The organism is Paenibacillus sp. FW126-R14 (assembly GCF_058789495.1).
Genome location: NZ_JBYTBS010000006.1, coordinates 123697 through 148939 on the forward strand (window position 1 = coordinate 123697; position 25243 = coordinate 148939).

General features: G+C 48.5%; 27 protein-coding genes and 1 other RNA gene. 3 read left to right on the top strand and 25 right to left on the bottom strand.

Annotated features, from left to right (window positions below; all coding sequences use genetic code 11):
- Position 1 precedes the first annotated feature (1 nt).
- A complete protein-coding gene (locus tag AC3WRW_RS06315) occupies positions 2-1936 on the top strand; it encodes a S8 family peptidase (protein WP_492545495.1) in 1935 nt (644 codons plus the stop codon).
- 101 nt (positions 1937-2037) lie between these two features.
- Here AC3WRW_RS06315 and rnpB read toward each other — a convergent pair.
- The 4 genes from rnpB to AC3WRW_RS06335 all read right to left on the bottom strand — a co-directional run bounded on the left by rnpB (position 2038) and on the right by AC3WRW_RS06335 (position 4926).
- Positions 2038-2455, bottom strand: an RNA gene (gene rnpB, locus AC3WRW_RS06320) — RNase P RNA component class A.
- Positions 2456-2536: 81 nt separating this feature from the next.
- Positions 2537-3646 carry a Nif3-like dinuclear metal center hexameric protein gene (locus AC3WRW_RS06325; protein WP_492545496.1) on the bottom strand — a complete coding sequence of 370 codons (1110 nt, stop codon included), beginning with the start codon at positions 3644-3646 and terminating at the stop codon, positions 2537-2539.
- Entirely contained in the window at positions 3622-4386 is a 765-nt protein-coding gene (locus AC3WRW_RS06330) for a tRNA (adenine(22)-N(1))-methyltransferase (protein WP_492545497.1), read from the bottom strand. Before AC3WRW_RS06330 ends, AC3WRW_RS06325 begins: the two co-directional genes overlap by 25 nt.
- A gap of 3 nt (positions 4387-4389) precedes the next feature.
- Positions 4390-4926: a hypothetical protein gene (locus AC3WRW_RS06335; RefSeq protein ID WP_492545498.1), complete on the bottom strand. Its 537-nt coding sequence runs from the start codon at positions 4924-4926 to the stop codon at positions 4390-4392.
- Between the two features lie 7 nt (positions 4927-4933).
- Between AC3WRW_RS06335 and AC3WRW_RS06340 the strand changes: the two genes are divergently transcribed.
- Entirely contained in the window at positions 4934-5146 is a 213-nt protein-coding gene (locus AC3WRW_RS06340) for a hypothetical protein (RefSeq protein ID WP_492545499.1), read from the top strand.
- A 186-nt stretch (positions 5147-5332) separates the two neighbouring features.
- On the opposite strand, the gene rpoD is transcribed toward AC3WRW_RS06340, so the two are convergent.
- From rpoD to rsgA, 21 genes are all read right to left on the bottom strand, one after another.
- A complete protein-coding gene (rpoD, locus tag AC3WRW_RS06345) occupies positions 5333-6448 on the bottom strand; it encodes an RNA polymerase sigma factor RpoD (RefSeq protein ID WP_127451881.1) in 1116 nt (371 codons plus the stop codon).
- A gap of 37 nt (positions 6449-6485) precedes the next feature.
- Positions 6486-8333, bottom strand: coding sequence for a DNA primase (gene dnaG / locus AC3WRW_RS06350; RefSeq protein ID WP_492545500.1), 1848 nt, complete (start codon positions 8331-8333; stop codon positions 6486-6488).
- Between the two features lie 49 nt (positions 8334-8382).
- Complete coding sequence (locus tag AC3WRW_RS06355; protein ID WP_492545501.1) at positions 8383-8847, bottom strand: YaiI/YqxD family protein; 465 nt, start codon at positions 8845-8847, stop codon at positions 8383-8385.
- A 93-nt stretch (positions 8848-8940) separates the two neighbouring features.
- A complete protein-coding gene (locus tag AC3WRW_RS06360; RefSeq protein WP_492545502.1) occupies positions 8941-9756 on the bottom strand; it encodes a pyruvate, water dikinase regulatory protein in 816 nt (271 codons plus the stop codon).
- Between the two features lie 183 nt (positions 9757-9939).
- Complete coding sequence (gene recO / locus AC3WRW_RS06365) at positions 9940-10689, bottom strand: DNA repair protein RecO (protein WP_492545503.1); 750 nt, start codon at positions 10687-10689, stop codon at positions 9940-9942.
- Positions 10690-10735: 46 nt separating this feature from the next.
- A complete protein-coding gene (locus AC3WRW_RS06370; RefSeq protein WP_171686257.1) occupies positions 10736-10888 on the bottom strand; it encodes a YqzL family protein in 153 nt (50 codons plus the stop codon).
- Between the two features lie 96 nt (positions 10889-10984).
- Entirely contained in the window at positions 10985-11884 is a 900-nt protein-coding gene (era, locus tag AC3WRW_RS06375; protein ID WP_492545504.1) for a GTPase Era, read from the bottom strand.
- A gap of 6 nt (positions 11885-11890) precedes the next feature.
- The gene (gene cdd / locus AC3WRW_RS06380) at positions 11891-12304 is read right to left on the bottom strand and encodes a cytidine deaminase (RefSeq protein WP_492545505.1); all 414 of its coding nucleotides are present in this window, start codon (positions 12302-12304) and stop codon (positions 11891-11893) included.
- A gap of 34 nt (positions 12305-12338) precedes the next feature.
- Positions 12339-13043, bottom strand: a complete 705-nt coding sequence (locus tag AC3WRW_RS06385; RefSeq protein WP_492545506.1) for a diacylglycerol kinase — start codon at positions 13041-13043, stop codon at positions 12339-12341.
- Positions 13043-13570 carry an rRNA maturation RNase YbeY gene (gene ybeY / locus AC3WRW_RS06390; RefSeq protein ID WP_492545571.1) on the bottom strand — a complete coding sequence of 176 codons (528 nt, stop codon included), beginning with the start codon at positions 13568-13570 and terminating at the stop codon, positions 13043-13045. The genes AC3WRW_RS06385 and ybeY overlap by 1 nt, the downstream gene beginning before the upstream one ends.
- Positions 13571-13603: 33 nt before the next feature.
- Complete coding sequence (locus AC3WRW_RS06395; RefSeq protein ID WP_492545507.1) at positions 13604-15832, bottom strand: HD family phosphohydrolase; 2229 nt, start codon at positions 15830-15832, stop codon at positions 13604-13606.
- A 40-nt stretch (positions 15833-15872) separates the two neighbouring features.
- A complete protein-coding gene (locus tag AC3WRW_RS06400) occupies positions 15873-16838 on the bottom strand; it encodes a PhoH family protein (RefSeq protein ID WP_492545508.1) in 966 nt (321 codons plus the stop codon).
- Between the two features lie 6 nt (positions 16839-16844).
- Positions 16845-18038, bottom strand: coding sequence for a sporulation protein YqfD (gene yqfD / locus AC3WRW_RS06405; protein WP_492545509.1), 1194 nt, complete (start codon positions 18036-18038; stop codon positions 16845-16847).
- Between the two features lie 36 nt (positions 18039-18074).
- Positions 18075-18353, bottom strand: coding sequence for a sporulation protein YqfC (gene yqfC / locus AC3WRW_RS06410; RefSeq protein ID WP_492545510.1), 279 nt, complete (start codon positions 18351-18353; stop codon positions 18075-18077).
- Positions 18354-18512: 159 nt separating this feature from the next.
- Positions 18513-18971, bottom strand: coding sequence for a YqfB family membrane protein (locus AC3WRW_RS06415; protein ID WP_492545511.1), 459 nt, complete (start codon positions 18969-18971; stop codon positions 18513-18515).
- A 16-nt stretch (positions 18972-18987) separates the two neighbouring features.
- A complete protein-coding gene (gene floA, locus AC3WRW_RS06420; protein ID WP_492545512.1) occupies positions 18988-19980 on the bottom strand; it encodes a flotillin-like protein FloA in 993 nt (330 codons plus the stop codon).
- Between the two features lie 12 nt (positions 19981-19992).
- Entirely contained in the window at positions 19993-20655 is a 663-nt protein-coding gene (locus tag AC3WRW_RS06425) for an NfeD family protein (protein ID WP_492545513.1), read from the bottom strand.
- A gap of 137 nt (positions 20656-20792) precedes the next feature.
- Positions 20793-21236, bottom strand: coding sequence for a GatB/YqeY domain-containing protein (locus tag AC3WRW_RS06430; protein ID WP_492545514.1), 444 nt, complete (start codon positions 21234-21236; stop codon positions 20793-20795).
- An 8-nt stretch (positions 21237-21244) separates the two neighbouring features.
- A complete protein-coding gene (rpsU, locus tag AC3WRW_RS06435) occupies positions 21245-21418 on the bottom strand; it encodes a 30S ribosomal protein S21 (protein WP_029195880.1) in 174 nt (57 codons plus the stop codon).
- 115 nt (positions 21419-21533) lie between these two features.
- Positions 21534-21920 (bottom strand): histidine triad nucleotide-binding protein, encoded by a 387-nt coding sequence (locus AC3WRW_RS06440; protein WP_492545515.1) that lies wholly within the window; start codon positions 21918-21920, stop codon positions 21534-21536.
- A gap of 126 nt (positions 21921-22046) precedes the next feature.
- Positions 22047-23108, bottom strand: coding sequence for a ribosome small subunit-dependent GTPase A (rsgA, locus tag AC3WRW_RS06445; RefSeq protein ID WP_492545516.1), 1062 nt, complete (start codon positions 23106-23108; stop codon positions 22047-22049).
- Positions 23109-23299: 191 nt separating this feature from the next.
- On the opposite strand from rsgA, the gene AC3WRW_RS06450 reads away from it, so the two are divergent.
- Positions 23300-25222: an FAD-dependent oxidoreductase gene (locus tag AC3WRW_RS06450; protein ID WP_492545517.1), complete on the top strand. Its 1923-nt coding sequence runs from the start codon at positions 23300-23302 to the stop codon at positions 25220-25222.
- Positions 25223-25243: the final 21 nt, after the last annotated feature.

A 25243-nucleotide genomic window follows, 5' to 3' on the forward strand; every position in this document is an offset into this window, starting at 1 on the left:
GATGTGGCGTTATTTATCTTCTATTAGTCTAGTTGTAGGTTTAGGTATCATTCTTTTTCCGCACCACTCAACGAATGAGAATAAACCGGGTCCGGAAGTGTACAGCGCGAAGTACGAAACGGATCAAAAGCTTTCTTTGCTGCAGCAGGATGTTGCCCTAACGGATGATTTATGCCGGACGCAATGCTCGGTTGATTATGCGAAAATGATCTCTCAAATCGAAAGCGGCGAATCCGCGGCCAAAGTTCTTGGGGATATGAAAACCCATCATGAAAAAATGGACATCCTGGTTTGGTCAAAAAACAGCCAGCCTATCGATCAAGGCGTAAAAGCCGGAGAAATACCCGCAGCTTACAAAGATCAGGCGAGCACTTATTTGCAAGAAGCTAAAGCTGCGGCAGAAGCCGGCAAGCATTATCAATCTCCTAAATTCGGCGCCGCTCAGCATGTTTATTTTGTTCAAGGCACGCCTTCAACAGATCGAAGTTCTTCGCTCATCGGCGTTATCCACCAAGATATTTTGCATCAAGTGACAGATCACCAGATGAAAAATTTGCGTCTCGAACCGTATCCTAGCGAACACCGCTGGAAAGTCGAATCCGTAGATACGGATACTTTGAAGGACAAAGTCGTTGATCATCCGGAAGACAATCAGGGAACCAGCCATTACCATCAGAATGAGGTCGTCGTGAAGTTCAAGCAGGACCCGACAGAAGCTCAGTTGGCACAAATCAAATCGGAAATCAAAGCCACTACGATGCAAAAACTCGGCTATACGTACGTATTTCGTACCGAAAGCATGGAAGCAAAAGCTTTAATGGCTTATTTTAAAAAATGGGACGTTGCCTATGTGGAGCCTCACTTCCTGTATTTAACCAATGATTACTACGATGATCAGGATAATGAAGCTGACTCAAGCGATTCAAGCGACTATATGGGCACGACATCAAGCTCCAATGAGGCGGCGAGCATCGGGCCAAATTTCAAACCAAATGATAATTTGTACGGCAAGTATCAATGGAATCTGCCGCTGATTGAAACCGAAAAAGGCTGGCAGGTGAACAGAGGAAACAAAGATGTGATTGTGGGCGTCGTTGACACCGGCGTGGACTTGAAGCATCCGGATCTTCAAGGCCAACTGCTGCCCGGGTATAATGTGATTAGCGGGGACGATAAGCCTCAGGACGATGTCGGTCATGGAACTCACGTGGCAGGTGTTATTGCCGCCTTAGTGAACAATAATTTAGGCGTTGCCGGAATGACCTGGTATAACAAAGTGCTGCCTGTTAAAGTATTGGATCAAACCGGAGCCGGCAGCACATATTCCGTTGCACAAGGCATCATTTGGGCTACGGACCATGGCGCTAAAGTCATCAATTTGAGCTTGGGGAATTATGCGGATTCCGGTTTTCTGCACGATGCCATTAAATATGCTTTCGACAAAGACGTGGCGCTGATCGCCGCGAGCGGCAACGACAACACGGATAGACCGGGCTACCCGGCCGCTTATCCGGAAGTATTCGCTGTTGCTGCCAGCGATTCGAAGAATAACAAAGCTCCCTTCTCCAATTATGGAGACTATATCGATGTAACGGCACCTGGCGTCAGCATTGCCAGTACGTATCCAAACAATCAATACGCGGCTTTATCCGGCACTTCGATGGCAAGCCCGCATGTGACGGCATTGGCTGCACTTATCCGCTCTACGAACCCGAATTTGAAAAATAAGGACGTCTATCAAATTATGAGGGATACGGCGCAGGATATCGGCGAGAAAGGTCATGACAAATATTTCGGCTACGGTCTGATCGATGTCGTGAAAGCTGTTCAAAAAGCGGAAGAAAAAACGAGCATGGGCTTTGAATGGCCTCAACGCTGGTTTCGTCAGATGAGCCTTGTTTCCAATAAATATGCCTCAGTCGCGTTAGGCAAATAACAAACAGGCTGCCCATAGGTTTCCATACCTGGGGCAGCCTGTTTTGTTGCTCTGAAAATTAAATACCCGCAAGGCCGAAGCCTTGCGGGTAACCGACAGTAATGGAAAGTTTGCCGTAAGCCGGGTTCTGTACTTCCGGTGGTCGTAACGGGCGTCTGTCCCCTGCCACCATTGAAGCGACAATCATCTATCTAGGCCATACATTGCTGCACAGCTCAAGCGACCAACCCGAACGCGTCTCAGGCGAAGACTGCCGTCTCGAAGACGGCTAGCGTTCCTCTAGGTCTTGCTCCAAGTGGGGTTTACCAGGATCTATGTCACCATAGAACCTCGTGGTCTCTTACACCACGGTTCCACCCTTGCCTGATCTCATCCGAAGATGAGCCATCGGCGGTCCATTTCTGTGGCCCTATCCTTCAACTCGCGTTGACTGGACGTTATCCAGCACCCTGCCTTATGGAGCCCGGACTTTCCTCTCGCTGTGGCTTACCCACAGCCAGCGATTGTCTGTCAAACTTTCCGACGCATAGGATAGTATACTAGGAATGCCTTCGAAATACAACTGTTGTTCGTTTCCTCAGCTGCCATTAGCCAAAAATACTACAGGAACTGGAAAGGTTCCGTATTCACTTCGGATGCCAGCACCTCTGTATCCGATTTGCTCAATTGCGCGGCGAGGTAGTCGGCCACGCCGCGCTTCATGACCTTCTCGACGTTATGCCCGACGTCGATGAGCGCAAGCCCTGCCGCCAGCGCATCGTGCGCGGTGTGGTAATCAATGTCGCCGGTGACCAGCACATCGGCGCCGGCAAACATGGCGTGCCGCATGTAGCGGCCGCCGGAACCCCCCAACACGGCCACCTTGCGGATGGACCGTGACAGATCGCCGACGACGCGCACCATCGGCACGTCGAACGCCGTCTTCGCGAGCTCCGTCAGCTCGCGGAGCGTCATCGGCGCGGGCAGCTTGCCTGCGCGCCCGAGACCGAACACTCTACCCTTGAGATCCATCGGGTAGAGGTCATAGGCCACCTCCTCATAGGGGTGGGCCTTCAGCATGGCCTGAACCGCCTTGCGCTGAACGCTGGCGGTTACGATCGTCTCTACGCGTACTTCCTGTACGCGTTCAAGCTTGCCCGCTTCCCCGATATACGGGTGCGTCCCTTCCTGCGGAAGGAACGTCCCCGTTCCGGGAATGTTGAAGGAGCAGTGGCTGTACTGCCCGATCCACCCCGCTCCCGCGGTGAAGAGGGCATCCAGCACAGCCTGGTGGTGCGTCTCAGGGACGAAGACGACCAGCTTCTGCAGCTTCTCCGTATGCACATCCTCCAGATGAGTGAGCTCCGTTAGGCCAAGGGCGTCAGCCATCATATCGTTGACTCCGCCTTCCGCCACATCCAAATTCGTGTGAGCGATATAAACGGCAATATCGTGCTTGATTAACTTTTCATACAAACGGCCCGCAGGCGTATCGGTTTGAAGATGAGCAAGCGGTCTGAAAATGATCGCATGATGAGCAATAATCAAATTGGCGTCCAAACGAATCGCTTCTTCAACAACGTCATCGTTGACATCCAGGGCAACAAGCACCTTCCGAATCTCCTGCTGCAAGGAGCCGAGCTGCAAGCCAATTTTGTCATCAGGCATCGCATAATGCTTGGGTGCCAGCTGTTCGAACAGCTGAATTACGGTTTGACCTTTTGCAAACAAGCGATGACCTCCTTTATTTCCTTCATTTCTTGCGCTATTTGCGCTGCCTTGGCCGCAGAGGCTTCGGCAGAGGAAAGTTTTAATTGACCTTCAATCATCGCCAATTTCTTTAATTCGCTTTCCCACTTGACAAACCATACTTCCGGAGCTTCCTCCACCAAGTAAGGACCCATCTGCAGCAAGCGCTCATTCGTTACCGTAACTCCTCCCGGCAGCACACGCTCGGCGTACAACGCTTCCTGAGAATTCTTATCTTCGGCAGTTCCCGCTGTCGCCGTCAAGATCTCATAAATCTTGCCGTCTTCTTCCAAAATCGCTTCCGCGTCTAGCTTCCAACCTTCCGCGAGCAGCCATCTGCGAACGTGATCTTCACCGACATTGGGCTGTAAAATCAGATGCGTGACACCTTCAAGCTTGCCTTTTCCCGCTTCCAAAATGCTCGCCATCAAGCTTCCGCCCATACCGGCAATCGTAATCACATTCACTTCTCCCGGTTCAATGACCGCCAGGCCGTCACCGGATCTTACGCTTATTTTTTGAGACAAACCGCATTCAAGCACTTGACGTGTTGCCGCTTCAAAAGGACCCGGATTGACTTCGCCGGCCACGGCAAACACAATTACGCCCTGTTGTGCCAGGTAAGTCGGCAGCAAGGCATGATCGGACCCAATATCCGCCAGCTTTGATCCCGCAGGTACACGCTCTGCGATCATTTGCAATCTTTTCGATAATTTTACCATCTGTTAAACGACCCACTCTACCCATTTTTTTCGCAGCATGAAAAACGCCGCGCCCGCCAGAAGCAATTTTCCTGTAAACGATAATTGTATGACGCGGGAACTCATATCGACATCCGTCAGGAATGTCATCGCTTCAGGAGCAAACCAAACAAGACTGCCGACCAGCAGCATAACGCCGGCCACTTGCTTATTCGTATGATGCGCAAGCCAAGCAATCCATATAAGTACAATACTAACCGGAATCCAGCTAATTTCAAGTGAGAACCAGCCCGGGCTCTGGAACTTTTGCAAGAGCAGCCAACCGTATGTTCCCACTAAGCCAAACCAACCGCATAACTGAAAAATGGCCATCCGGCCCGCTACGCCGTTTATCATCCATACTATACTACAGAAAGCCAAATAACCAATATACGTGTAGGAAGAACTCACTTCGTACAGATCCATTAAATACAGTCCAAGCAGCAGCAGAGTCAAAGAAGACACACCGCAAAGCAAGTAAGAAATGACGGGGGATTTGCTATATTGACGATAGGCAAACACATAACAAATGACGACAAAAAGCGTGGAAATTCCAATTTGCATTGGCATTCCAAAAGAGTTAAAATTAAGAGCAGATAAGGCCAGAGCGGCTATTACCGCCAAGATCATCAACCATATTTTCCAAGAACTGTTTGCGATTGAAGATGCGGAAACCCCCATGATGGAAGCAGGTTTGGGTGTGGTTTCATCCATATACAAATTCATTAGAAAATCACAATAATGCTCAGGAAGCAATTTGCTTCGCCGCCAGTGATCGATTTCCCTTACAATTACTTTTCGTTTTTCAGTATCCATGTCATCGCTCACCTTCCTACTACTTTATCGGTGATTTCATGCTTTTGTTTTAGTCATACTTTTCAACATAACAAAAGACCCCGCCGAAACTGGCAGGGCCCTCTCACAGCGCTTATTCCAAGAAATCCTTCAATCGTTTACTGCGGCTAGGGTGTCTCAGCTTACGCAAAGCTTTGGCCTCAATTTGACGAATCCGCTCGCGCGTAACGCCGAAAACTTTGCCTACTTCTTCAAGCGTGCGCGTACGGCCATCATCCAGACCAAATCGCAAACGAAGGACATTCTCTTCTCTTTCCGTCAACGTATCCAATACGTCCTCAAGCTGTTCTTTCAGAAGCTCGTATGCCGCAGCATCCGCAGGTGCAAGCGCTTCTTGATCTTCGATGAAGTCACCCAAATGCGAATCGTCTTCTTCACCGATCGGTGTTTCCAAGGAAACAGGCTCTTGTGCGATTTTCATGATTTCACGCACTTTATCCGTGCTCAAATCCATTTCTTTCGCAATTTCTTCCGGAGTGGGTTCGCGCCCAAGCTCTTGCAGCAATTGACGGGAAACACGAATCAATTTGTTAATCGTTTCGACCATATGTACAGGGATACGAATCGTTCTCGCTTGGTCTGCGATCGCGCGTGTAATCGCTTGGCGAATCCACCAAGTTGCATACGTGGAGAACTTGTAACCTTTGGTGTGGTCGAATTTCTCAACCGCTTTAATGAGTCCCATATTCCCTTCTTGGATTAAATCCAAGAACAACATGCCGCGTCCTACATACCTTTTGGCAATACTCACGACGAGTCTAAGGTTCGCTTCCGCCAAGCGCCGCTTCGCCTCTTCGTCCCCATTCTCAATCCGTTTGGCTAAGCCCACTTCATCTTCCGCAGAAAGAAGCGGCACACGACCGATTTCCTTCAAATACATCCGAACTGGATCATTAATCTTAATCCCCGGCGGTAAGGCCAGATCATCATCGAAGTTAAATTCATCGCGATCATTTTCTTCAGGATTCATGGAATCGTCGTCCGATTCATTGCCTACATCGATCCCTTGCTCTGAAAGCTGCTCAAAAAACTCATCGATTTGCTCAGGATCCTGATCGAAGGGAGCTAATTTTTCCATAATATCCTTGTAAGTAAGTGAGGACCGCTTTTTCCCTTGCTCAATGAGCTGGTCTTTCACCTGGTCCAAGGTCAACTCTGTCTCTAGTTCTGTACGCTGATCATTCGCCATAGTACGGACTCCCTCCTCCCTAGTCAATTTAGTAGCTCTACGTTGACTTTAATCGTTTTTCTAGGGCGATAATTTCAATTGCAATTTGTGCTGCTCGAAGATGGTCCCCCGCGCGCTCGGCGCGAACTCGTTCTTCTTTCTTGCGTTCAATTTCTTCTTGCATCGGAACTTTACGAATTTGGCGAATATAGTCGTCAATCACTTGTTCGTTCATTCCATGACCGGCTCCCATCATCACGATGGAACTGGCCAAGCTCTCCAGCTGTTCGTCTTGCAGCATGGCAATGTATCGGCTTGCATCCGGCTCAGCATTCTGAGCGTAGTAAGCATATAAATAAGCAGCTAAGACTGCGTGAGCTTCAACGTTGAATTGATCTCCCAACTGTTCTTCCACATGTGCGCATACATCGCGGTCATGCATCATAACAGCCAAAATCAATCGTTCAGCATTGTGATAAGCTGGCAAAAGCGAAGGCGTTTTCTTGCGTGTTCGTTCCGCTGTTCTCCCATTATTCATAACATTATTCCACAGAATTGGTTTATTATCCCCATCCGGTCGGTTTTTTTCCGATTGCAGCAAGATTTCATGAAGGTCTAACTTCATGGCCTCATAGGAGGAATCAGGGAATTCAGATGCCAATTGTTTCAAGTAATGTTCTCGTTCCATAGGAGACTGAAGATCACTAATTAGCTTCACAGCGGACTGCAGATAACGAAGTCTGTCACCGTCCTCATGCAACTTAAAATTTTTACGAATGTACAAAAGCTTATATTTCATCGATGGTACGGCAGGTTCAATGATCTCCCGTACGAATCGGTCAAAACCATAATTTTTCACATAATCGTCCGGGTCCTTGCCATCCGGCAGCATCGCTACGGTAACTCGGCTTCCCGTCTCTTCGAGAATCGGAATGCTTTTGAAAGCAGCCGATTGTCCGGCGTTGTCCCCGTCATAACATAGGACGATTTGATCAGCGTTGCGGTTCAGCAGAGCCGCGTGCTCTTTGGTAAGTGCAGTCCCCATCGTAGCGACCCCGTTGCTGATTCCTGCTTCCCAAGCTTTAATAACATCTACGTAGCCTTCAAAAAGGACCGCTTGCTGCAGTTTTCGCATATTGGGTCTTGCCAAATGAAGATTATACATCGTCCTGCTTTTATTAAAAAGAATTGATTCCGGACTATTTAAATACTTGGGCTGAGCATCGCCCATCGATCTCCCGCCGAAAGCAATGACTTTACCCGCGGCATCGCAGATCGGGAACATGATGCGTTCTCTGAACTTATCCACGTAGCCGGTTCCTTCATGTCTAGCCGATAATAAACCGCCTTTTTCCATGAGGGGCAAATCGAACTCGCGTTTCACCAGCTGCTGAACCAATGTATCCCACATGGCCGGGGCATAACCGATTTGGAACGTATCGATCAGCTTATCCGAAATGCCTCTTGAGGCTAAATATCCTTTAGCCACTTTGCCTTGCTCTGTGTTGCCTAAAATATAATGATAAAGCTTAGCTGCAAAATCATAAGCTTTCAACAGCGCTGCTTTCTCTTGCTGCTGCTCGTTCTGCTCTTCGGTCGCTTCCTCCCACGTAATGGGGATATCCGCTTCTTCCGCAAGCTTGGTCACGGCTTCTGAGAAACTAAGGCCTTCAATTTCCATCACGAAACGAATTAAATTTCCGCCGACATTACAGCCGAAGCAACGATAAATTTGTTTTTCGGGCGTGACGGTGAACGAAGGGCTTTTCTCGGAATGGAAAGGACACAGCCCCTTCATATAATGCCCTTGTTTGCTCAAATGTACATGCCTGCCAATCACATCAACGATGTCATGGCGCTTCAGTACAGCCTCAATGACCTCTTCAGGTATGCGTCCGTACCTCATGTTATTTCCACCCACAATTCAGGTCGCTTTTCCGACTAAGTACTATTCGCTACTCGTTTTCGTTTTCCTGCAAATTTCTTAAAAGTTTTGTCAAACCGTGTAGAAAATTTTTGCGATCCTCGTCTGTAAAAGGTTTTGGCCCTTTCGAATGCTTGCCGGATCTGCGCATTTTCGCTGAGGTATGACGACGATCCAATAAAAAATCAATCGAACTGTCCGTATATTCCTGCCCCCGATTGGTCAAACAAAACGAGCCTTTCGCTAACCCGAGCGCAGCGAGACCGAAATCTTGCGTCACCAAAATATCGCCTTGCTTGATCTGATTGGCGATATACAGATCGACGGACTGATCGGACCGATCCACTTGAATGACCTTAACTCCCGGGTTCTCCTTCATCCGATGGTCGAAAGAAGCAACCAGAACAACTTGTACACCAAATTGCCTTCCTGCCTGCTCGATCTCGGCTTTCACGGGACAAGCGTCGGCATCGACGATAATACTTCTGGCACTCATTTCCGTTCAGCCCACGCCCTTTTTGACGAAATCTCACCGTACTATTATATACGATGAACTTCTAAAAAATCCTGCAAGAATAAACATAAAACCTTACTGAACCCGCTCGATATGATCCATAACCAGACTTGCTGTTTCCTCTACGGCACGGTTCGAGACATCGAAGATCACGCAACCGATTTTGCTCATAATTTTGTCAGCAAAAGCCAGTTCTATTTTAATACGTTCTACATTCGCATAGGTTGCATTTTCTGCAAGACCAAGTGTACGAAGCCGTTCTTGCCGAATGACATTCAATTTATCCGGGTCGATCCTGAGCCCGATAATTTTATCTTTCGGAACCGTGTAAATCGCAGCGGGAGGCTGCATTTCCGGCACTAGCGGCACATTCGCCACTTTAAACCTTTTGTGCGCCAAGTACATGGATAACGGAGTTTTGGACGTGCGGGACACCCCGAGAAGAATAATGTCTGCCTTCTGAATACCGCTAAAATCCCGGCCATCATCATATTTAACGGCGAATTCAACCGCTTCGACTTTTTTAAAATAATCCTCATCCAGCGGATGAATCATCCCCGGCTGTCTGCGGGGTTCTTGGTGCAGCGCTTGCCCCAAGGTGTTCACAACCGGTCCGAGCAGATCGATGTGCGGGATATTGTGCTCTTGCGCTTTGGCGATAAGATCGTCCCGCAGCTCGGGTATGACCAAAGTGAAGACAACAATACCGCCATGAATGCGAATAGCATTGATCACTTTATCGATGCCTTCAATATCATGGATGAACGGAGCTCTTACAATCTCCACGGGAACAGGATGAAATTGCATCGCTGCAGCGCGTACAACCGACTCTCCTGTTTCCCCGACAGAGTCAGAAACGACATAAACCCGAGTAGGTAATGGATGATCCATTTTCCCATAGCCCCTTTCAACCTGTTCAGCAGGGACGAGGCCCTACATTAGCATTTGTATGTAAAGTAGTTTAGAACAGAACGTAAGCATAAAAAAACTCACCGATATGCGGTCAGCACAAAGGCGAGGTGATTTCCACCACATCATATCAAAGCCAACATCACATGTCAAATAAGGCCAAAATTATATATTGTACTTTTCCATTTGTTCGATAAAGTCTCTCGATTTCCATTTTACGCCAATATGTATATCCATATAAGTTCGCATACATGTCTTTAGCTGCGCTTTCGTTTCATCTTTAACCTGAACGGCGCCAAGTCTGCGCATATCCATGCGCGGGAACAGTTTGAGCAGTTTCAGAGCGCCTTCTCCAATCCCGATCGCTGCAGGATCTTTGTAGCGGCACCGATGGCATAACGTCCCTCCCATGGCAGGGCTAAAGCTGGTGATACCCGCAGTTTCTCCGCAAGAAACGCAACCATTCGTAACGGGCAAATAACCGGCCAATTCAAACATTTTCATTTCATAGAGGTGAACGACGATTTGCATGTCCTTGCCTTCTTCGATGGCCATTAAACCCGCTCGCAACTGTTCGAACAGATAAGTGCTGCCTTCTTCATCGCCAAGCATGCGGTCCGTCATTTCGGCCAAGTACGACGCATGCGCAGACATATGCAAATCTTCCCGCAAAGCGTGATGGGCTTCGATAATTTCCGCAGAATTCAAAGATCCCATTTGACCGCGCTGTTTGAAAAAAACAAAATCGCCGTACGTAAAAAGCTGCGTAACGGCGGCATGTCTGCTTTTCACTTTTTTCGCACCCCGAGCCATAACGCCAACTTTGCCCAGCTCGGGGGTGAACAAACTAATGATTTTATTCCCCTCTCCGTAATCCATACTACGGAGTACAATCCCCTGTACACTGCGCAGCAAATGATTTCCCCCATGTAGGCCGCTCAGGGCTTACGACTTCTTTCTTTTACATCGTCAGACCCTCGAGCGGCTCTTCATTACTTTGATCCTCTTCCTGTACATCCGTGTCCATGCCGGGCCCATCGGTTACTTGTTTGTACAAAAGGTAGGCATCTACATCACCGGTCTTTGAAAAATACGTCCACGAAAAGTCTTTCATGTTCAGCATCCTCCCCATCGAACGTGATGTTCATAGGATGTGCAGAGAACGCTTCTCTATGCGGAAATTTATTGGAACACTTAGGTAAAAACCGGATTAATCGTGGCGGAAGCCAAGATCTTTCAGCACTCTGTCTTGATTTCTCCAGTCTTTCTTCACTTTGACCCACAGCTCTAAAAAGGTTTTGGAGCCAAGCAGCGTCTCGATATCTCGGCGGGCTTGTTTGCCAATTTCTTTGAGCAAGCTGCCCTGTTTGCCGATAACGATGCCTTTCTGGGAATCGCGCTCAACAAAGATAACCGCTGAAATGTGAACGACGCCATTGGATTCAACGCGCATATCCTCGATTTGGACGGCAATGGAATGCGGAATTTCTTCGCGGGTCAAATGCAGTATTTTCTCGCGAACAAGCTCTGCGCATACGAACTGCTCAGGATGGTCGGTGATTTGATCGGCCGGATAGTATTGAGGTCCTTCAGGCAAATATTTAATAATTTGTTCCAAGAGGGTTGTTACATTATTTCCATTCAGCGCTGAAACCGGGACGATTTCTGCAAAATTGTACAAATCTTTGTACGTTGTAATGATCGCAAGCAGCGCTTCAGGCTGGACAAGGTCAATTTTGTTCAACACCAGAATAACAGGTGTCTCAACATGCTTCAGCTGGTCAATAATATATCTGTCTCCGCCGCCTATGCCATCAACAACATCGACCAGGAAAAGTACCGCATCGACTTCCCCCAGGGTGCCGTGCGCGACTTTACTCATATAATCGCCTAATTTGGAAGTCGGTTTATGAATTCCCGGCGTGTCCAGAAAAACGATCTGGCCGTTTGCCGACGTATATACGCCGTGTATCTTGTTTCTTGTTGTTTGCGGCTTGTCGGACATGATGGCGATCTTTTGCCCGATGATTTGGTTCATCAATGTTGATTTCCCCACATTCGGACGTCCGATGATTGCGACAAAGCCTGATTTAAATTCTTTATTAGCCACTTCTATTTATCCTCCATTTGAATGCAAATCTTTCGTTGTAAAAGCTCCTGGCAGCAAAGCGGAAACGGTCGTTTCAGCAAAATCCCCTTTGAGATTGCCAAGGTAAACGGGCATATCCGGCGCGCAAAGCTCAACTAGCACCTGACGGCAAATGCCGCATGGCGAAATCGGACCTTCCGTATCGCCCATAACGGCGATCGCTTTGAAGGAGCCTGCTTTGTGCCCGTCAGCGATTGCGCGGAAGAGAGCCGTGCGCTCAGCGCAGTTCGTAGGGCCATATGCGGCGTTCTCCACATTGCAGCCGTAATGAATATGGCCGTCCGCATCGAGAAGCGCGGCTCCAACGTTAAAATTAGAATAAGGCGTGTAGGCTCTTTTCATCGCTTCTTTTGCGTGTTGAATGAGTTCTTGTTGGTTCATGGGCCATCATCCTTCTTAATTGTTATAGTCAATGTTATAGCATGTTTAAACACGATAAAGCGAGTATTGTAACGGCGGCACCGATAAGTGCGCCAAGAAAAAGCGCCGGAAACGGGCGGGTCTTTTTGTCATACAGCATCATAAATATAAGTGCGGCAAGCGTATACGCCAGCAAGGCTACGATTGTCTGTGAAACGAATATCGCAATGACGGTTGCAATGGAAAAGGCTACGGCCGTCAGCAAGCTGGGGCGAACTAATTTCCCTTTGTCCGAAAACCGAGTCTCGATGACGATGACCGTTAAGATGACCAGGGCGATAAGCACCCAGATCGTCCCCGCTGATACTTGCGAGTCGCGAATTCTGGATTCGCGCAGAAGCTGATCGATCGGTTCATAGAAAACAATCATGCCGACGACGACGGCAAACCCGGCAGACACCAAGACGGACGCCGCGGCGACGTCCTTTGCGATTTTGGCTAACGGATGGCGGTCCGGCATTGCAAGATCCACCGTCTTTTCCACAGCCGTATTGATGAGCTCCGTAACAATCATCAAGGTTACGGCTAACAAAATAAACAGGATATCCGTTTTGGGCAAACGTGCGAACAGAGCAGCCAACAAAACAAGAAAAGCAACGCAAAAATGGAACTTCATATTGCGCTGCGTATCTAAGGCATATTTGATTCCTTCGTAGGCATACCGGAAGCTTCTGCGCCATTTACGGAAGCCGTCTGTCATTAGCGCGTCAAACCTGCCTTCTGCAAAATGTCCTCCTGCTTAGCAAACATAACCTTCTCTTCTTCTTCGCTTTGGTGATCGTACCCGATTAAGTGCAAGAATCCGTGAACGAACAGGAAGCCAAGCTCGCGTTCTACGGAATGTCCGTAGTCTTCAGCCTGGGCGATTGCGCGCGGGACCGAAATAATAATATCCCCAAGCGGTTCAATGAATCCTTCGGACACCGATTCGCCATCCTCCGATCCTTCCGCATCGTCCTGCTCATCGTCTTCATAGTTAATCCGAATTTCGTCTTCGCCAAACTCGCTCATGGCAAAAGACAGCACATCCGTCGGTTTATCCAGATCACGGTACTGCTTATTTAGCTCTTGGATCGCTTCATCGTCTACAAAAGTTAGCGCGACCTCGCCGGCTGTCACGCCTTCAAGCTCACCGGCTAACTTCAGCAGCTCCTCGATTTTCTCAATAAAGGCAGGTGTGATCTCTTTCACTTCCTGCTCGCTGCTCCATTCCAGCGTTAAATCGATACTTGCCATATTCATCACACTCCTGTCATTTCTTTAGGTCCCCGTTTTCTTCGGAGACAATTCATTCGGATACTCAATCCTCGCATGGAAGATGCCAAGCAAGGTTTCATTTAATGTTTTGGCGATCTTATCCAGTTCCTTAAGCGTGATATCACATTCATTGAATTGCCCGTCATCCAACCGGGACTTAATGATTTTGTGCACCATCGAATCGATCTGCTCCAGCGTCGGATTGCGCAGGGAGCGAACAGCGGCCTCCACGCTATCGGCAATTCCTACAATAGCCGCTTCCTTAGACTGCGCTTTAGGCCCTGAATATCGGAAATCCTCTTCGCGGATCTCCTTCTCGCTGCCTTCTTCCTCAGCTTGTTTAACGGCCTTATGATAAAAATAGTGCAGCAATGTCGTGCCGTGATGCTGTTCCGCAATATCTCTGATCGCCTTCGGCATTTTGTAATCCTTCAGCATTTCAACGCCATCGCGGGGATGGGCGATAATGATGGATTTACTTAAGTTCGGATCGATGCGGTCATGCGGATTTTCGATATTGGTCTGATTCTCGATAAAATAGCTCGGCCGTTTCGTCTTTCCGATATCGTGATAATAAGAACCGACCCGGCAGAGAAGTCCGTCTGCTCCGATGGATTCGGCGGCGGCCTCCGACAGATTGCCGACCATTACGCTGTGATGGTACGTGCCGGGAGTTTCCGTAAGCAGCTTGCGCAGCAAGGGATGATTCGGATTCGAGAGCTCCACCAATTTGAGCGGTGAAAGAATGCCGAAAGCAACCTCGAAGAAAGGCAGCAGCCCAATAACGAAAACAACCGTTAATAATCCCCCGGCAGCAGCGAACGAAAGCGACATGATCGCTTCTCTTTGCTGAAAATGATCTTCCATCAGCAGCATCGAGGTAATCGTGAGCATCGAGAAGAAGGCAATCATGAGTCCCGCTTTCAAAATGGTTGCACGCTGGCTTGCACGTTGAATCGTGAACACTGCGCTAAAACAAATAACCAAGGACACCAAGCCGTACCGGAAGTCAAAAAGAAGCGTATGCTCCGTATTAAAAATAATACTTGCCATCAAAGAGAATAAGACCGATGAAATAAAAGCCAGCGGCGCATCCAGCAAAATGGCAATTAAAATGCTTCCCAACGCAGTCGGAGCCAAATAACCGATAAACGGATAGTCCAAGTTTTGGACAAGCGAAATGATTTTCATACATGTAATATTGATGACAAAAATCAAAATCAGCATGAGCAGCTGAGAATTGTTATATTTGATGGCAAGCAAGCTTTGCCGCACAAACATAGATACGACAAAAGACAATAAGGCCGAAAGAATACTTAGACCAATCTGCGGCAAATGATTCGCTTTGCTCTTGAGCAGCTCCAGCTTGTCCAATCTGGCATAAATCTCTTCCGTGATGACGTCGCCTGCCTTGACTAGCACATCATTTTTGTTGATATATACCGGCTTAACGTTTTCTCTGGCTTGTCCTTTGGCATCATCCGTGCCCTTCTGATCAAAGAACTTATTCGGCGTGATCACCGCTCGCGCGATCTCCGTCACCATTTCACGCATCGTATTCTTCGCAAGATTCGACGTGTTTACCATCTCGGCAACTTTAGCCCTTGCCGTCTGTGCGTCAAGAATCTGGTCGTTCATCAGCTTCGCAACGATATCTTTGGTCACGGGGCGCATGGCCGTCAAGTCCTCTTTGCTCAAGCGCGGAAGCTTAAAGTAAGCTTCTTCAGGCAGCGGGTACTGCTGTTCGGCAAGCCCTTGCTGGATTTGCTCGATCAACGTCTCGTTATACTGCGCGCTGGTGCTGAGCGCTTTGACCGACTGATTCTCCGAATCGCTAATGAGCTGAGGAATGACACGGCGGAAAATGCTTACTTTATCATCGAACTTTACTTCTTCATCCGCATTAATCTGCAATAATTTATCATAAATAGCGTCGATTATCGTATCATTCTTGAGATTCACGATGCGGTATACAGGCTGCACGCGTTTGGCGGCGTCCTCTTTCGCTTGTTCCGTCGCAACGGCGTTCTCAATTTGCCTTGGCGCATAAATCGTCGTTTCACTGGTTGTCCCCAGTTCGATATCATAAACCTGAGGAACGAGTTTCGCATATAGAGAAATATAGAAAACTAAAGCCAGCAAGAGAAACAACAGTACGCGAATAACCGTACTGTACTTCCATCCGTTCAGCTGGTAATGAAATTTGCCTTTCATTTGCACTTCATTTTTCATCGCGGAAGGTCATTCCTCTCTACCTGACAAACCAGCGCAGTTACTTTTCCTTCTCCGCATTGTAGGCCACAATGATTTTCTGAACGAGCGAGTGTCTAACTACGTCCTGCTCATCAAAGTGAATAAAGCCTATCTCATCAATCCCATTGAGGATGCGAGCAGCCTCTACAAGCCCTGACGATTTGCCGCGTGGCAAATCAATTTGCGTAACGTCCCCGGTAATGACCATTTTGGAGCCGAAACCGAGCCGCGTCAAAAACATCTTCATTTGTTCAGGTGTTGTATTTTGAGCTTCATCAAGAATAATAAACGAGTCATCCAAGGTTCTGCCCCGCATATAGGCCAGAGGCGCAATTTCGATCAAACCGCGCTCCAATGATTTAGCTACCTGCTCAGGACCTAAGACATCGTTAAGAGCATCATACAATGGGCGCAAATAGGGGTCAACTTTTTCCTGCAGATCGCCTGGCAGAAAACCGAGACTCTCCCCTGCTTCGACCGCCGGGCGCGTTAAAACAATTCTTTTGACGGCACCTTCTTTAAGACGCGTAACCGCGAGTACGACTGCTAAATAGGTTTTGCCTGTTCCGGCAGGCCCTATGCCAAAAACGATATCTTTCTTTTTGATCGTCTCAACGTATTTGCGCTGTCCGATCGTTTTGACGCGAATCGGTTTGCCGCGATGCGTTGTTGTAATCTCGCCTTTGAACAGATCCAGCAGTTGATCCGCTTTCATTTGCTTAGCAAGCTCAACCGCATATAGGATATCCCGCTCCGTTAACGTATAGTTATTACGAATGAGCTGCAAGAGAACTTCAAAAAGCTGCTGAAGCGAGTTCACTTCCGCAGCCGGCCCTTGAATCGTTATTTCGGCTTCACGCGTAAAGATTTGCGCGGCAATCTCTCTTTCAATGACATGCAGAAATTTGTCCTGAGGGCCAAACAAGGCCAGCCCTTCAGCCGGATTTTTCAGTGTTAACTTTACGGATTGTGCGTTTTGTACCAACAGGTCTCATTCTCCTCGTATGACAATTGGTTGCTCTTCGGCGATATTTTCTTCGACTTCAAAATGCACGTCTATATAAATTTTACCATTCTCTGATTTTTCATGCAAAATTTTTTCGCCTACGAGTCTAGCATCGGCTCCTGAGGCCGCAAGCAATTTGGCTCTAGCCTGCTCCAGGCCTGTCTTCTTGGCTATCGCAGGATCGATCGGCTCCTCTACGATTTGAACTTCCATGACCTTTTCATGCAGCCATCCGATAGGGATCGCGAAGGAACGCCAGGCCAGCGTTTTTCGCTCAGGAATCGTCTCGAAATGTTCAAAATTAAGCTTCCCGTACCCGCTGACTTGCAAGGCTCTCGACCCGAAAACAATATAATTGCGGGTAATTGTCTCACCGGAATAAGCTTTATAGGATTTCGTAAGCGGTGACTCGATTCGCGAGGTATACCATACGATCCCCCTGACTTTGCCGCTGGCGACAACCACTTGATTATTCTGTTCATCCCCGATCGTGCCCGATATGAGCACGTCCCCTTTCTTCACATACGTATTCGGCTTTACCATCGGTTTCCCTTTATCGGATAAAATCTCGGTCACGAGCGCGTTTTTGGCAGCGACTAGATTTCTCGGATTTTTCAGATCCTTCTTATCGGGTATCGTGGCTTCCACGACTTTAATCGTAATGTGCGTACCGCGGATTTCAACCCCTACCCAGGCCGTGCCCGGAAGCAGGCTCTGTATCTCGCGTGACAGGTCCTCCGCCTTTTTCAGCCGGAATTTCCATTGGTACGTATGAATGCCCTGCTTGGCTGCCGCCTGCAAAATTTCCGCTTCCGAGATGCGGTCGTTGCCCTCCACCGTCACCTGCCAGACAAGCGAGGTCAATACGTACAGAGCGATAATAAAAGCGGCAATCCCGCTCAGGAACACTTTTCTCCGCCCCAATCTCTCCATAAAAAAAGGAAGCCCGTACCGCTCGAGGACATGCATCCGGCAGCCTGTCCGTTTGAGCAGCGGCTTAAGTTTGAAAAAGTCTTTGATCAGAATATTAAGCTCAAGTTTGCCGTCATCCCCGGCTTGAATATCCCAAATGGAGAACTCCTTCTCCATCATGGGATTAATCAGCTTTTCACATCCGTTGCCCCGTATTTGAATGCGCACATACCCGCGCAAACGGGCTATGAACATCGATTGCTTCATAACGCTTGCCTCCCCATCCTTAATCCTGACTTCCATCTATGGCATGTATTTAACGTTGTCGATCACGCCTTCGATAAAAACTTCCTCCGATAGGATCGCACGAATGACCAAGTTTTTACCGAACACTTCCAGCGTCCCTTTCGTTAACTCCAGCTTTAAGTTTTCACTGGAAAAATGGAGCACGCCCCGGTGATTCTCAACATAAAGCTGTACGTTGCCGATCATCGTAATTCGCGGCAAGTCCTGCACAACGTCCTGGGGAAGATCCAGGATTTTGGCCGTGAACTGGTTCCATTTGCGGGTCAAGCGACGCATAGCTGGGCACTACCCCCTCTAACTAGATGATCATGGCGACGGAAAAGGCGCATAGCTTTCTACCAAATTATGCGGCTGGCAACGGATTTATGTGAAAAAACTGGAAAACAAAGAGCGCCCTCCCCGATAGCCCGGGGGGACGCTCTCTGTTTTCGTTTGTTACCTGCGGTGAGGCTTTTTGGACCTGGGAGGACCCAAAATTTCGGCCCATACCACACCTTGAAGGAGCTGCTCTTGCGTAGGCGACTCCGGAAATGGATTTGCCGCCGTAAGGTCGCCTGCATAGACAGACTTGCCATCCGCTTGCGCCTGCTTAGTCGAGCCGAAAGGAGACGGCTTCGGCTTCGGGGCGGAGGCTGCCGATGGCACGCCGCTAGGACGGCCGAACTCGTCCCGTACGGCTTCTGAGGGTTGAGGTGGCCCAAACCCCTTCTGATCCGATTTACCAGCTTCAGGACGGCGCTGAGCTTGGCCAGGAGCATCGCCGAATGAGGGCATGCCCGTTCTCGGCGCATTTTGACTCGCACGACGCCCTTTGTTCTGAATTTGATACAAAAAGGTTAACCCGATAATAACGAGGTACCAGTTTTTAAATAAAAATGCAAGCAGTTGTTCCATGCTATCACCTCATGGGCTATGAGTCTTTGTCGCTCTTGCCATCGCCCATCTTGCCGAGCGTCGAACGCATTTGAGTATCTGCATCGATATTTTTGAAATTCATATAGTCCATAACGCCAAGTTTCCCGCTGCGAAGCGCTTCTGACATGGCAAGTGGCACCTGCGATTCCGATTCAACAACCTTGGCCCGCATCTCAACAACCTTCGCCTTCATCTCCTGTTCAGCTGCAACCGCCATCGCTCTTCTTTCTTCCGCTTTCGCTTGGGCGATACGCTTGTCGGCTTCCGCTTGCTCGGTTTGCAGATGGGCGCCGATGTTTTTCCCTACATCCACGTCCGCAATATCGATGGACAAGATTTCAAAAGCCGTTCCGGCATCCAAGCCTTTCCCCAAAACGGTACGGGAAATCAGATCCGGATTTTCCAAAACGTCCTTGTGCGAATCGCTGGAACCGACCGTCGTGACAATCCCTTCGCCAACACGGGCAATAATCGTTTCTTCGCCGGCGCCGCCGACTAATCGTTCAATATTGGCCCTTACCGTCACTCTGGCAATAACCTTCACTTCAATTCCGTTTTTAGCAACGGCAGAAACATTAGGCGTTTCGATAACACGCGGATTGACGCTCATTTGAACGGCCTGCAGCACATCACGGCCGGCCAAATCGATCGCTGCCGCGCGCTCGAACTCCAAATGAATTTTGGCGCGGTGCGCTGCGATCAAGGCATTCACGACTCTGTCGACGTTACCGCCGGCAAGAAAGTGGCTCTCTAATTGATTGATGCTGAGATCGATACCCGCTTTTGTCGCTTTGATCAGCGGATTAACGATCCGGCTGGGCGTTACGCGGCGCAGTCTCATGGCGATCAAAGTAATAATACTGATGCGCACCCCTGATGCAAGCGCAGAAATCCACAGCATCACTGGCACAACGCTAAGCAGTATCGATAGTGCAATAATGATGATTGCCGCAAGCAGTACCAAATATAGTCCCGGTTCGATATTCATTCTTTTTTCCTCCTAAGCATGATTAGATTCCATCTCCCGCACAACAACGCGGGCCCCTTCAACCTCAACGACAACGATTTCCTTCGCATTTGGAATAAAACTTCCGTTCGTTACGACGTCCACGCGTTCGCCCTGTATGATTGCTGTTCCGGCCGGCCGCAAGGGGGTTATCGCCTGCCCCGTCAACCCTACCAAATACGATCGGTCCGGGTTCGAGGTAAACCCCTTGTCCGTTGTCAACTGCTCCTTCAAAATAAACCGGTTCCATACTCCGCGATGTTTAAATGTTTTGATGGCAAAAGCAATGACGACAATGGCAACGAGAAGCGCTATCCCTAGCATGATCGCGGCATCCGCCGGATTCGGAGAGGCGAGCAGCACACCGCCGAAGAGACATATGGCCCCCAAAACACTTAGTATGCCGAAACTGGGCACGACCAATTCCAATATGAGGAGCACTAACCCTATGCCGAAGACGGCCAAATCACCAAACCCGGCAAAACCAGCCAAGTAAAACCCGAGAAAATAGAGCGCGAATCCGGCAACACCCGCTAACGCAAGTAAACCGCTGCTCAAAAAAAGAAGTTCTAAAGCGATCCCGATAATCCCGACCATCAATAGCACAGTCGCTGTAATCGGATGCGTCAGAAAGGCTGATAAGTTTTCTGCAAACATCGTCTTTCACTCCTTTCCTGATTCTTCCTTATCATTAATATGTACGTCGCTGGGAAGAAACTGTTTCGTTTCCAAACAAAATAAAAAGATCGAGTGGATGAAACATCCGCTCGATCTTGTCACAAACATATTAAGTATTATCCCAATAATTGTTGGACCAACTGATTTATAAGCTTACCATCAGCGCGTCCTTTGACCTGAGGCATCAATGCCGTCATCACTTTGCCCATATCCGCTTTGGAAGAAGCACCAATTTGCTGGATGGTCTGCTGTACAATGGCTTTCACTTCTTCCTCAGAAAGCTGTTGCGGCATGTACTCAGCTAGAATAACAAGTTCTGCCTTCAGGTTCTCGGCCAAATCATCTCTGCCGGCCTTCGTAAATTCTTGGAGGGAATCCTTACGCTGTTTGATTTCACGAGTTAGTACGTCAAGCACTTCATTGTCATCTAGAGCTCTTTTCAGATCAATCTCAGAATTCTTAATCGTAGATCTTACCATTCGAATTACAGAGAGTTTGAACTTGTCCTGACTCTTCATCGCTTGCTTCATATCTTCGTTCAATCGATCGCTTAAGCTCATGTTGCCTCCTAGAACTTTCTCTTGCGAGCAGCCTCAGATTTAAGCTTACGCTTAACGCTAGGCTTGTCATAATGTTTACGTTTCTTAACTTCTGCTAGAATGCCATCCTTTGCGATGGAACGCTTAAAGCGACGAAGTGCAGCATCTATAGTTTCGTTCTTACGAACTCGAGTTTCTGACAACAGATTTCCCTCCCTCCGAACAGACCATCTAGGATCAAACGGTTCATCAAATCTCATTATAGGTGATAGTAATTAGGGTGTCAATCGAATACTTAGGATTCCAAAAAGTTGTTTCTTAATTATGAACCCCTAAAGGAGACAAGCGCGCCCCTGCCATCAGGTGATAATGGATATGGTGAACGATCTGACCGGCATTTGCGCCAATATTCGTAATAACGCGGTAACCGGACTCTTCCACTTCCAATTCTCTGGCAATTTGCGCCGCCGCGGCTTGAACCCGCCCCATCAAAGGCCAATCCTCCGCCTTGGCATCCGCCAAAGAAGCGATATGCTTCTTAGGAATAATAAGGACATGGATCGGCGAGGCCGGCTGGATATCATGAAAAGCCAGAACCTCGTCATCTTCGTACACTTTTTTCGAGGGAAGTTCCCCTGCAACAATTTTGCAAAAAATACAATCGCTCATAATCGGGCTTGTCCCTCCGCTTTCTTTGGCTCTCATCTTTTAATTTTATCGGAAACGCGTGAAAAAATCCAATCCAATCTGTCCTATTACAAGGAACACTAGCAAAAAAAAGAAACGCCTCAGCGAAGTGTCTGAGAGGTTTCTTAACAGAAACAGATTTGACTAACGATTATGCTGGCTTTTCAACGATTGATGAATCTTCTTCCACTTCGCTTTTTCGGCGGCCTGAAGCCCTTTATCTTCTTTGCGCGCCAAATAAGCAAGCTCCTTCTGCAATTTTATATAATTGTAGAATCGCTCCTGCGGGAGACTGCCTTCTGCCAAGGCGCTTTTGACCGCGCATTTCGGTTCATTCTCATGTTTGCAATCTTGGAAATAGCACTGCTCTGCCAGATCCTCAATGTCCTGAAAAGACGTGCTCAAACCCTCCGAAGCGTCCCACAGCTGCAGCTCGCGCATCCCTGGCGTATCGATGAGGATGCCTCCTCCGGGGAGCGCAATCAACTCGCGGTGTGTCGTCGTATGCTTCCCTTTATCGTCCCCATGGCGGATATCCCCCGTTTCCAAAATATCCTTCCCGTAGATGCGGTTTACAATGGTTGATTTGCCCACCCCCGATGATCCGAGCAGCGCGACGGTTTGGCCCGGAGTTATATACGGAGCCAGTTCTTCGAGTCCGCGGTTCTCGGCGGAGGAGATGACATGTATGGGCACGCCGACCGCAACAGCCGCGACCTCCGCAGCAAGCGCCTCCGGATCGTCACACAGATCCGCTTTGCTGAGCACTATGACCGGCGTAGCCCCGCTCTCCCATGCCAGCACCAAATACCGTTCAAGCCGCCGCACATTAAAATCCAAATTCAGCGCAGTGACCAGAAATACGGTATCCACGTTTGTGGCTACAATTTGCTCTTCAGTGACTTGGCCGGCCACTTTCCGGGAAAACTTACTTTTGCGCGGAAGCACGGCATGAATTGTTGCCCGCTGCTCCTCTTGCCGGACGGACACAACCACCCAATCGCCTACAGCGGGATAATCTTCACGGCGTACAGCCAGGTGGCGCATCTTGCCGGAGACCTCCGCCAAGGCTTCGCCGGATTCCGTGAGTACGCGGTACATATGTTTATGTTCCAAGGATACCCGGCCAACCAGGTACCCTTCTTCCAGATAAGGTTCGAACGCTTTTGCAAAAAACGAATTCCATCCTAATTCTTCTTTTATCAAGTGTTAATTTCATCCTCTCATGTGTTTCTAATGAGAAGTATAGACTACGATTATCGCCATCACACGGTAAATAATCATTTAGATTATTTTTTCCTCCGAACATTTTGTACATCGGTCAATTCACTTATAGACTACGGGTCTAATTTTGCTTATAATAGGGATAAATCGATGGTTGGGAATGGAGTGTGCGGATGAGCCAATTCATGAGAGCCACCACCCGAAAAAAGCGTGATGTCATGATGGACGTCGCTTTATCGATGTTTATGGAAAAAGGCTACGAGAATGTGTCTGTCGACGACATTATCACGGCAACGCGAACGTCGAAGGGAACTTTTTACCATTATTTCAAAAGCAAAGACGCCATCATCGCAGACCTTTACAGCAAACAAATCGAATTGATTCAAGAATGGGTGAAGCAGCCTCCGTCCAAAGTGCAATCCCTGGAAGGACACATCAACCGCTTGTTTTTAGACTTAGCGTCTAACATTCGCGTTTCACCGCGTCTTATTCGAAGCTTGCAAGCCTTATCCTTACAAAATGAAACCGTTAAAATCGAGGAGCAGCACCAACTAAATGTGCTCTCCGAAAGCTTGCTGCATTGGCTGCCCGAACCTAACAAAGTCGAACTGCTCGTATGCATGTATACCGGCACGATTCGCACTTGGTGCAATCAAGAGCAAACTGATTTACTCTCCATGATGAAAAACAACTTAGCTTGGATGTGGGCAGGCCTTCGGTCGAACGAGCCGCACGCACCGCTTCAGGTAGAACCAGTCCCCAAGGAGGAACACAAAATGAAAGTAGCAATTATCGGCGGAGGCTTAGCCGGATTAACCGCGGCCGCTTATTTATCGGAAAACCCGCATATTGAAGGTATTCTTTTTGAACGCAGTCCGCAGCTTGGCGGCCGTGCATTTACTTACGAAAAAGCAGGCTTCACGCTGAACTTTGGCGCACACGCCATCTATGGGATAGATCGTCATACGATAACGAACATGGAGCGGGAATTGGGACTTTCCTTCTCTTCCAAGCAAGTCGATAAACGGAAGGTTGTTTATGCGAAACATAATCAGCTTACAACCGCTCCGCTCGATGCGATCAACCTGCTCAAAACCGATTTGCTCAGCACCGCTCAAAAAGTCCGGTTCGTCGGTGAAATCGCCGCGATTATTGCAAATATTCATAACTTGAAAAATTACGCGACCTTAGCCGAATATCTTGCAGAGTCCAATGCGGACGAAGATGTGAAAGAACTATGGGAACATCTTGTTTGTTCCAACTTCTTCATCACGCCTGAAGATGCCCGCAACGTATCCGGCGCAGTGATCAGCGAGTACTACCACAACCTGTTCCTTTCCACCAAACCGGTTAATTATATTCTTGGAAGCTGGGCGGTCATTACCAATCAACTCAAGCAAAAACTAACCACATCCGGCAGATGGGAAGTCGCCATCCAAGAGGGCGTGGAAAGTTTGAGCTATGCGGACCGGAAATTCGTGCTTCAAACGAAAAACCGCGAAGTCGCTTTCGATAAAGTCATCTTCGCAATGCCTGTCCAACAAGTCGTCAAACTGCTGAAAGGCACGGCATGGGAGCCATTCTTGGCCCCATATGAATCCAACACCGCTACGGAAGTAATGGTGTATGACGTTGGGTTAAGCAAAGTGGTAGCTAGACCGTTTAGTTATATTAGCGACATGGACAATAAAATGTTCATCAGCGACGTCTCCGCAACAGATCACACGTTAGTACCTGAAGGCGGACAGCTGCTGCAAGGTATCGCCTACTTAAGCGATCATTTCGAAAGCGACGAACAGCGCAAATCGTATCTTGAAAATAAAAATACACAGTTGGAAGCTCTATTCGACAAGCATTATCCGGGCTGGCGCGATGTCACCGCTGTAAAACGGGTTTCGAAGAAAGCGATGGTCTCCAGCGTGAAGAACATTTCTACCAACAACCTTCTGCCAATCCGCGTGGAAAATGTGCCTTTCTACTTCTGCGGCGACGGATGCACAGGTAAAGGGGAGCTTGCAGAACGTGCATTCTCAAGCGCCCGCACAGCGGCACTCGCCATTGTGCAAGAGGTTCAACAAGCGCTGCAAAGCGTCTAAGGCTTCTAACCCACGGAAACT

Bases quoted from the DNA above. Each gene is read 5' to 3' on its own strand.
- AC3WRW_RS06425 (WP_492545513.1), bottom strand. From the start codon at position 20,655: ATGTTTGCAGAAAACTTATCAGCCTTTCTGACGCATCCGATTACAGCG.
- floA (WP_492545512.1), bottom strand. From the start codon at position 19,980: ATGAATATCGAACCGGGACTATATTTGGTACTGCTTGCGGCAATCATC.
- AC3WRW_RS06395 (WP_492545507.1), bottom strand. From the start codon at position 15,832: ATGAAAAATGAAGTGCAAATGAAAGGCAAATTTCATTACCAGCTGAAC.
- yqfD (WP_492545509.1), bottom strand. From the start codon at position 18,038: ATGAAGCAATCGATGTTCATAGCCCGTTTGCGCGGGTATGTGCGCATT.
- yqfC (WP_492545510.1), bottom strand. From the start codon at position 18,353: ATGCGTCGCTTGACCCGCAAATGGAACCAGTTCACGGCCAAAATCCTG.
- AC3WRW_RS06360 (WP_492545502.1), bottom strand. From the start codon at position 9,756: ATGGATCATCCATTACCTACTCGGGTTTATGTCGTTTCTGACTCTGTC.
- AC3WRW_RS06430 (WP_492545514.1), bottom strand. From the start codon at position 21,236: ATGAGCTTAAGCGATCGATTGAACGAAGATATGAAGCAAGCGATGAAG.
- AC3WRW_RS06385 (WP_492545506.1), bottom strand. From the start codon at position 13,043: ATGACAGACGGCTTCCGTAAATGGCGCAGAAGCTTCCGGTATGCCTAC.
- AC3WRW_RS06440 (WP_492545515.1), bottom strand. From the start codon at position 21,920: ATGAGAGCCAAAGAAAGCGGAGGGACAAGCCCGATTATGAGCGATTGT.
- AC3WRW_RS06450 (WP_492545517.1), top strand. From the start codon at position 23,300: ATGAGCCAATTCATGAGAGCCACCACCCGAAAAAAGCGTGATGTCATG.
- AC3WRW_RS06355 (WP_492545501.1), bottom strand. From the start codon at position 8,847: ATGAGTGCCAGAAGTATTATCGTCGATGCCGACGCTTGTCCCGTGAAA.
- rpoD (WP_127451881.1), bottom strand. From the start codon at position 6,448: ATGGCGAATGATCAGCGTACAGAACTAGAGACAGAGTTGACCTTGGAC.
- AC3WRW_RS06340 (WP_492545499.1), top strand. From the start codon at position 4,934: ATGACGACAAAAAGCGTGGAAATTCCAATTTGCATTGGCATTCCAAAA.
- AC3WRW_RS06330 (WP_492545497.1), bottom strand. From the start codon at position 4,386: ATGGTAAAATTATCGAAAAGATTGCAAATGATCGCAGAGCGTGTACCT.
- AC3WRW_RS06370 (WP_171686257.1), bottom strand. From the start codon at position 10,888: ATGAAAGACTTTTCGTGGACGTATTTTTCAAAGACCGGTGATGTAGAT.
- AC3WRW_RS06415 (WP_492545511.1), bottom strand. From the start codon at position 18,971: ATGGAACAACTGCTTGCATTTTTATTTAAAAACTGGTACCTCGTTATT.
- dnaG (WP_492545500.1), bottom strand. From the start codon at position 8,333: ATGAGGTACGGACGCATACCTGAAGAGGTCATTGAGGCTGTACTGAAG.
- AC3WRW_RS06315 (WP_492545495.1), top strand. From the start codon at position 2: ATGTGGCGTTATTTATCTTCTATTAGTCTAGTTGTAGGTTTAGGTATC.
- cdd (WP_492545505.1), bottom strand. From the start codon at position 12,304: ATGAACCAACAAGAACTCATTCAACACGCAAAAGAAGCGATGAAAAGA.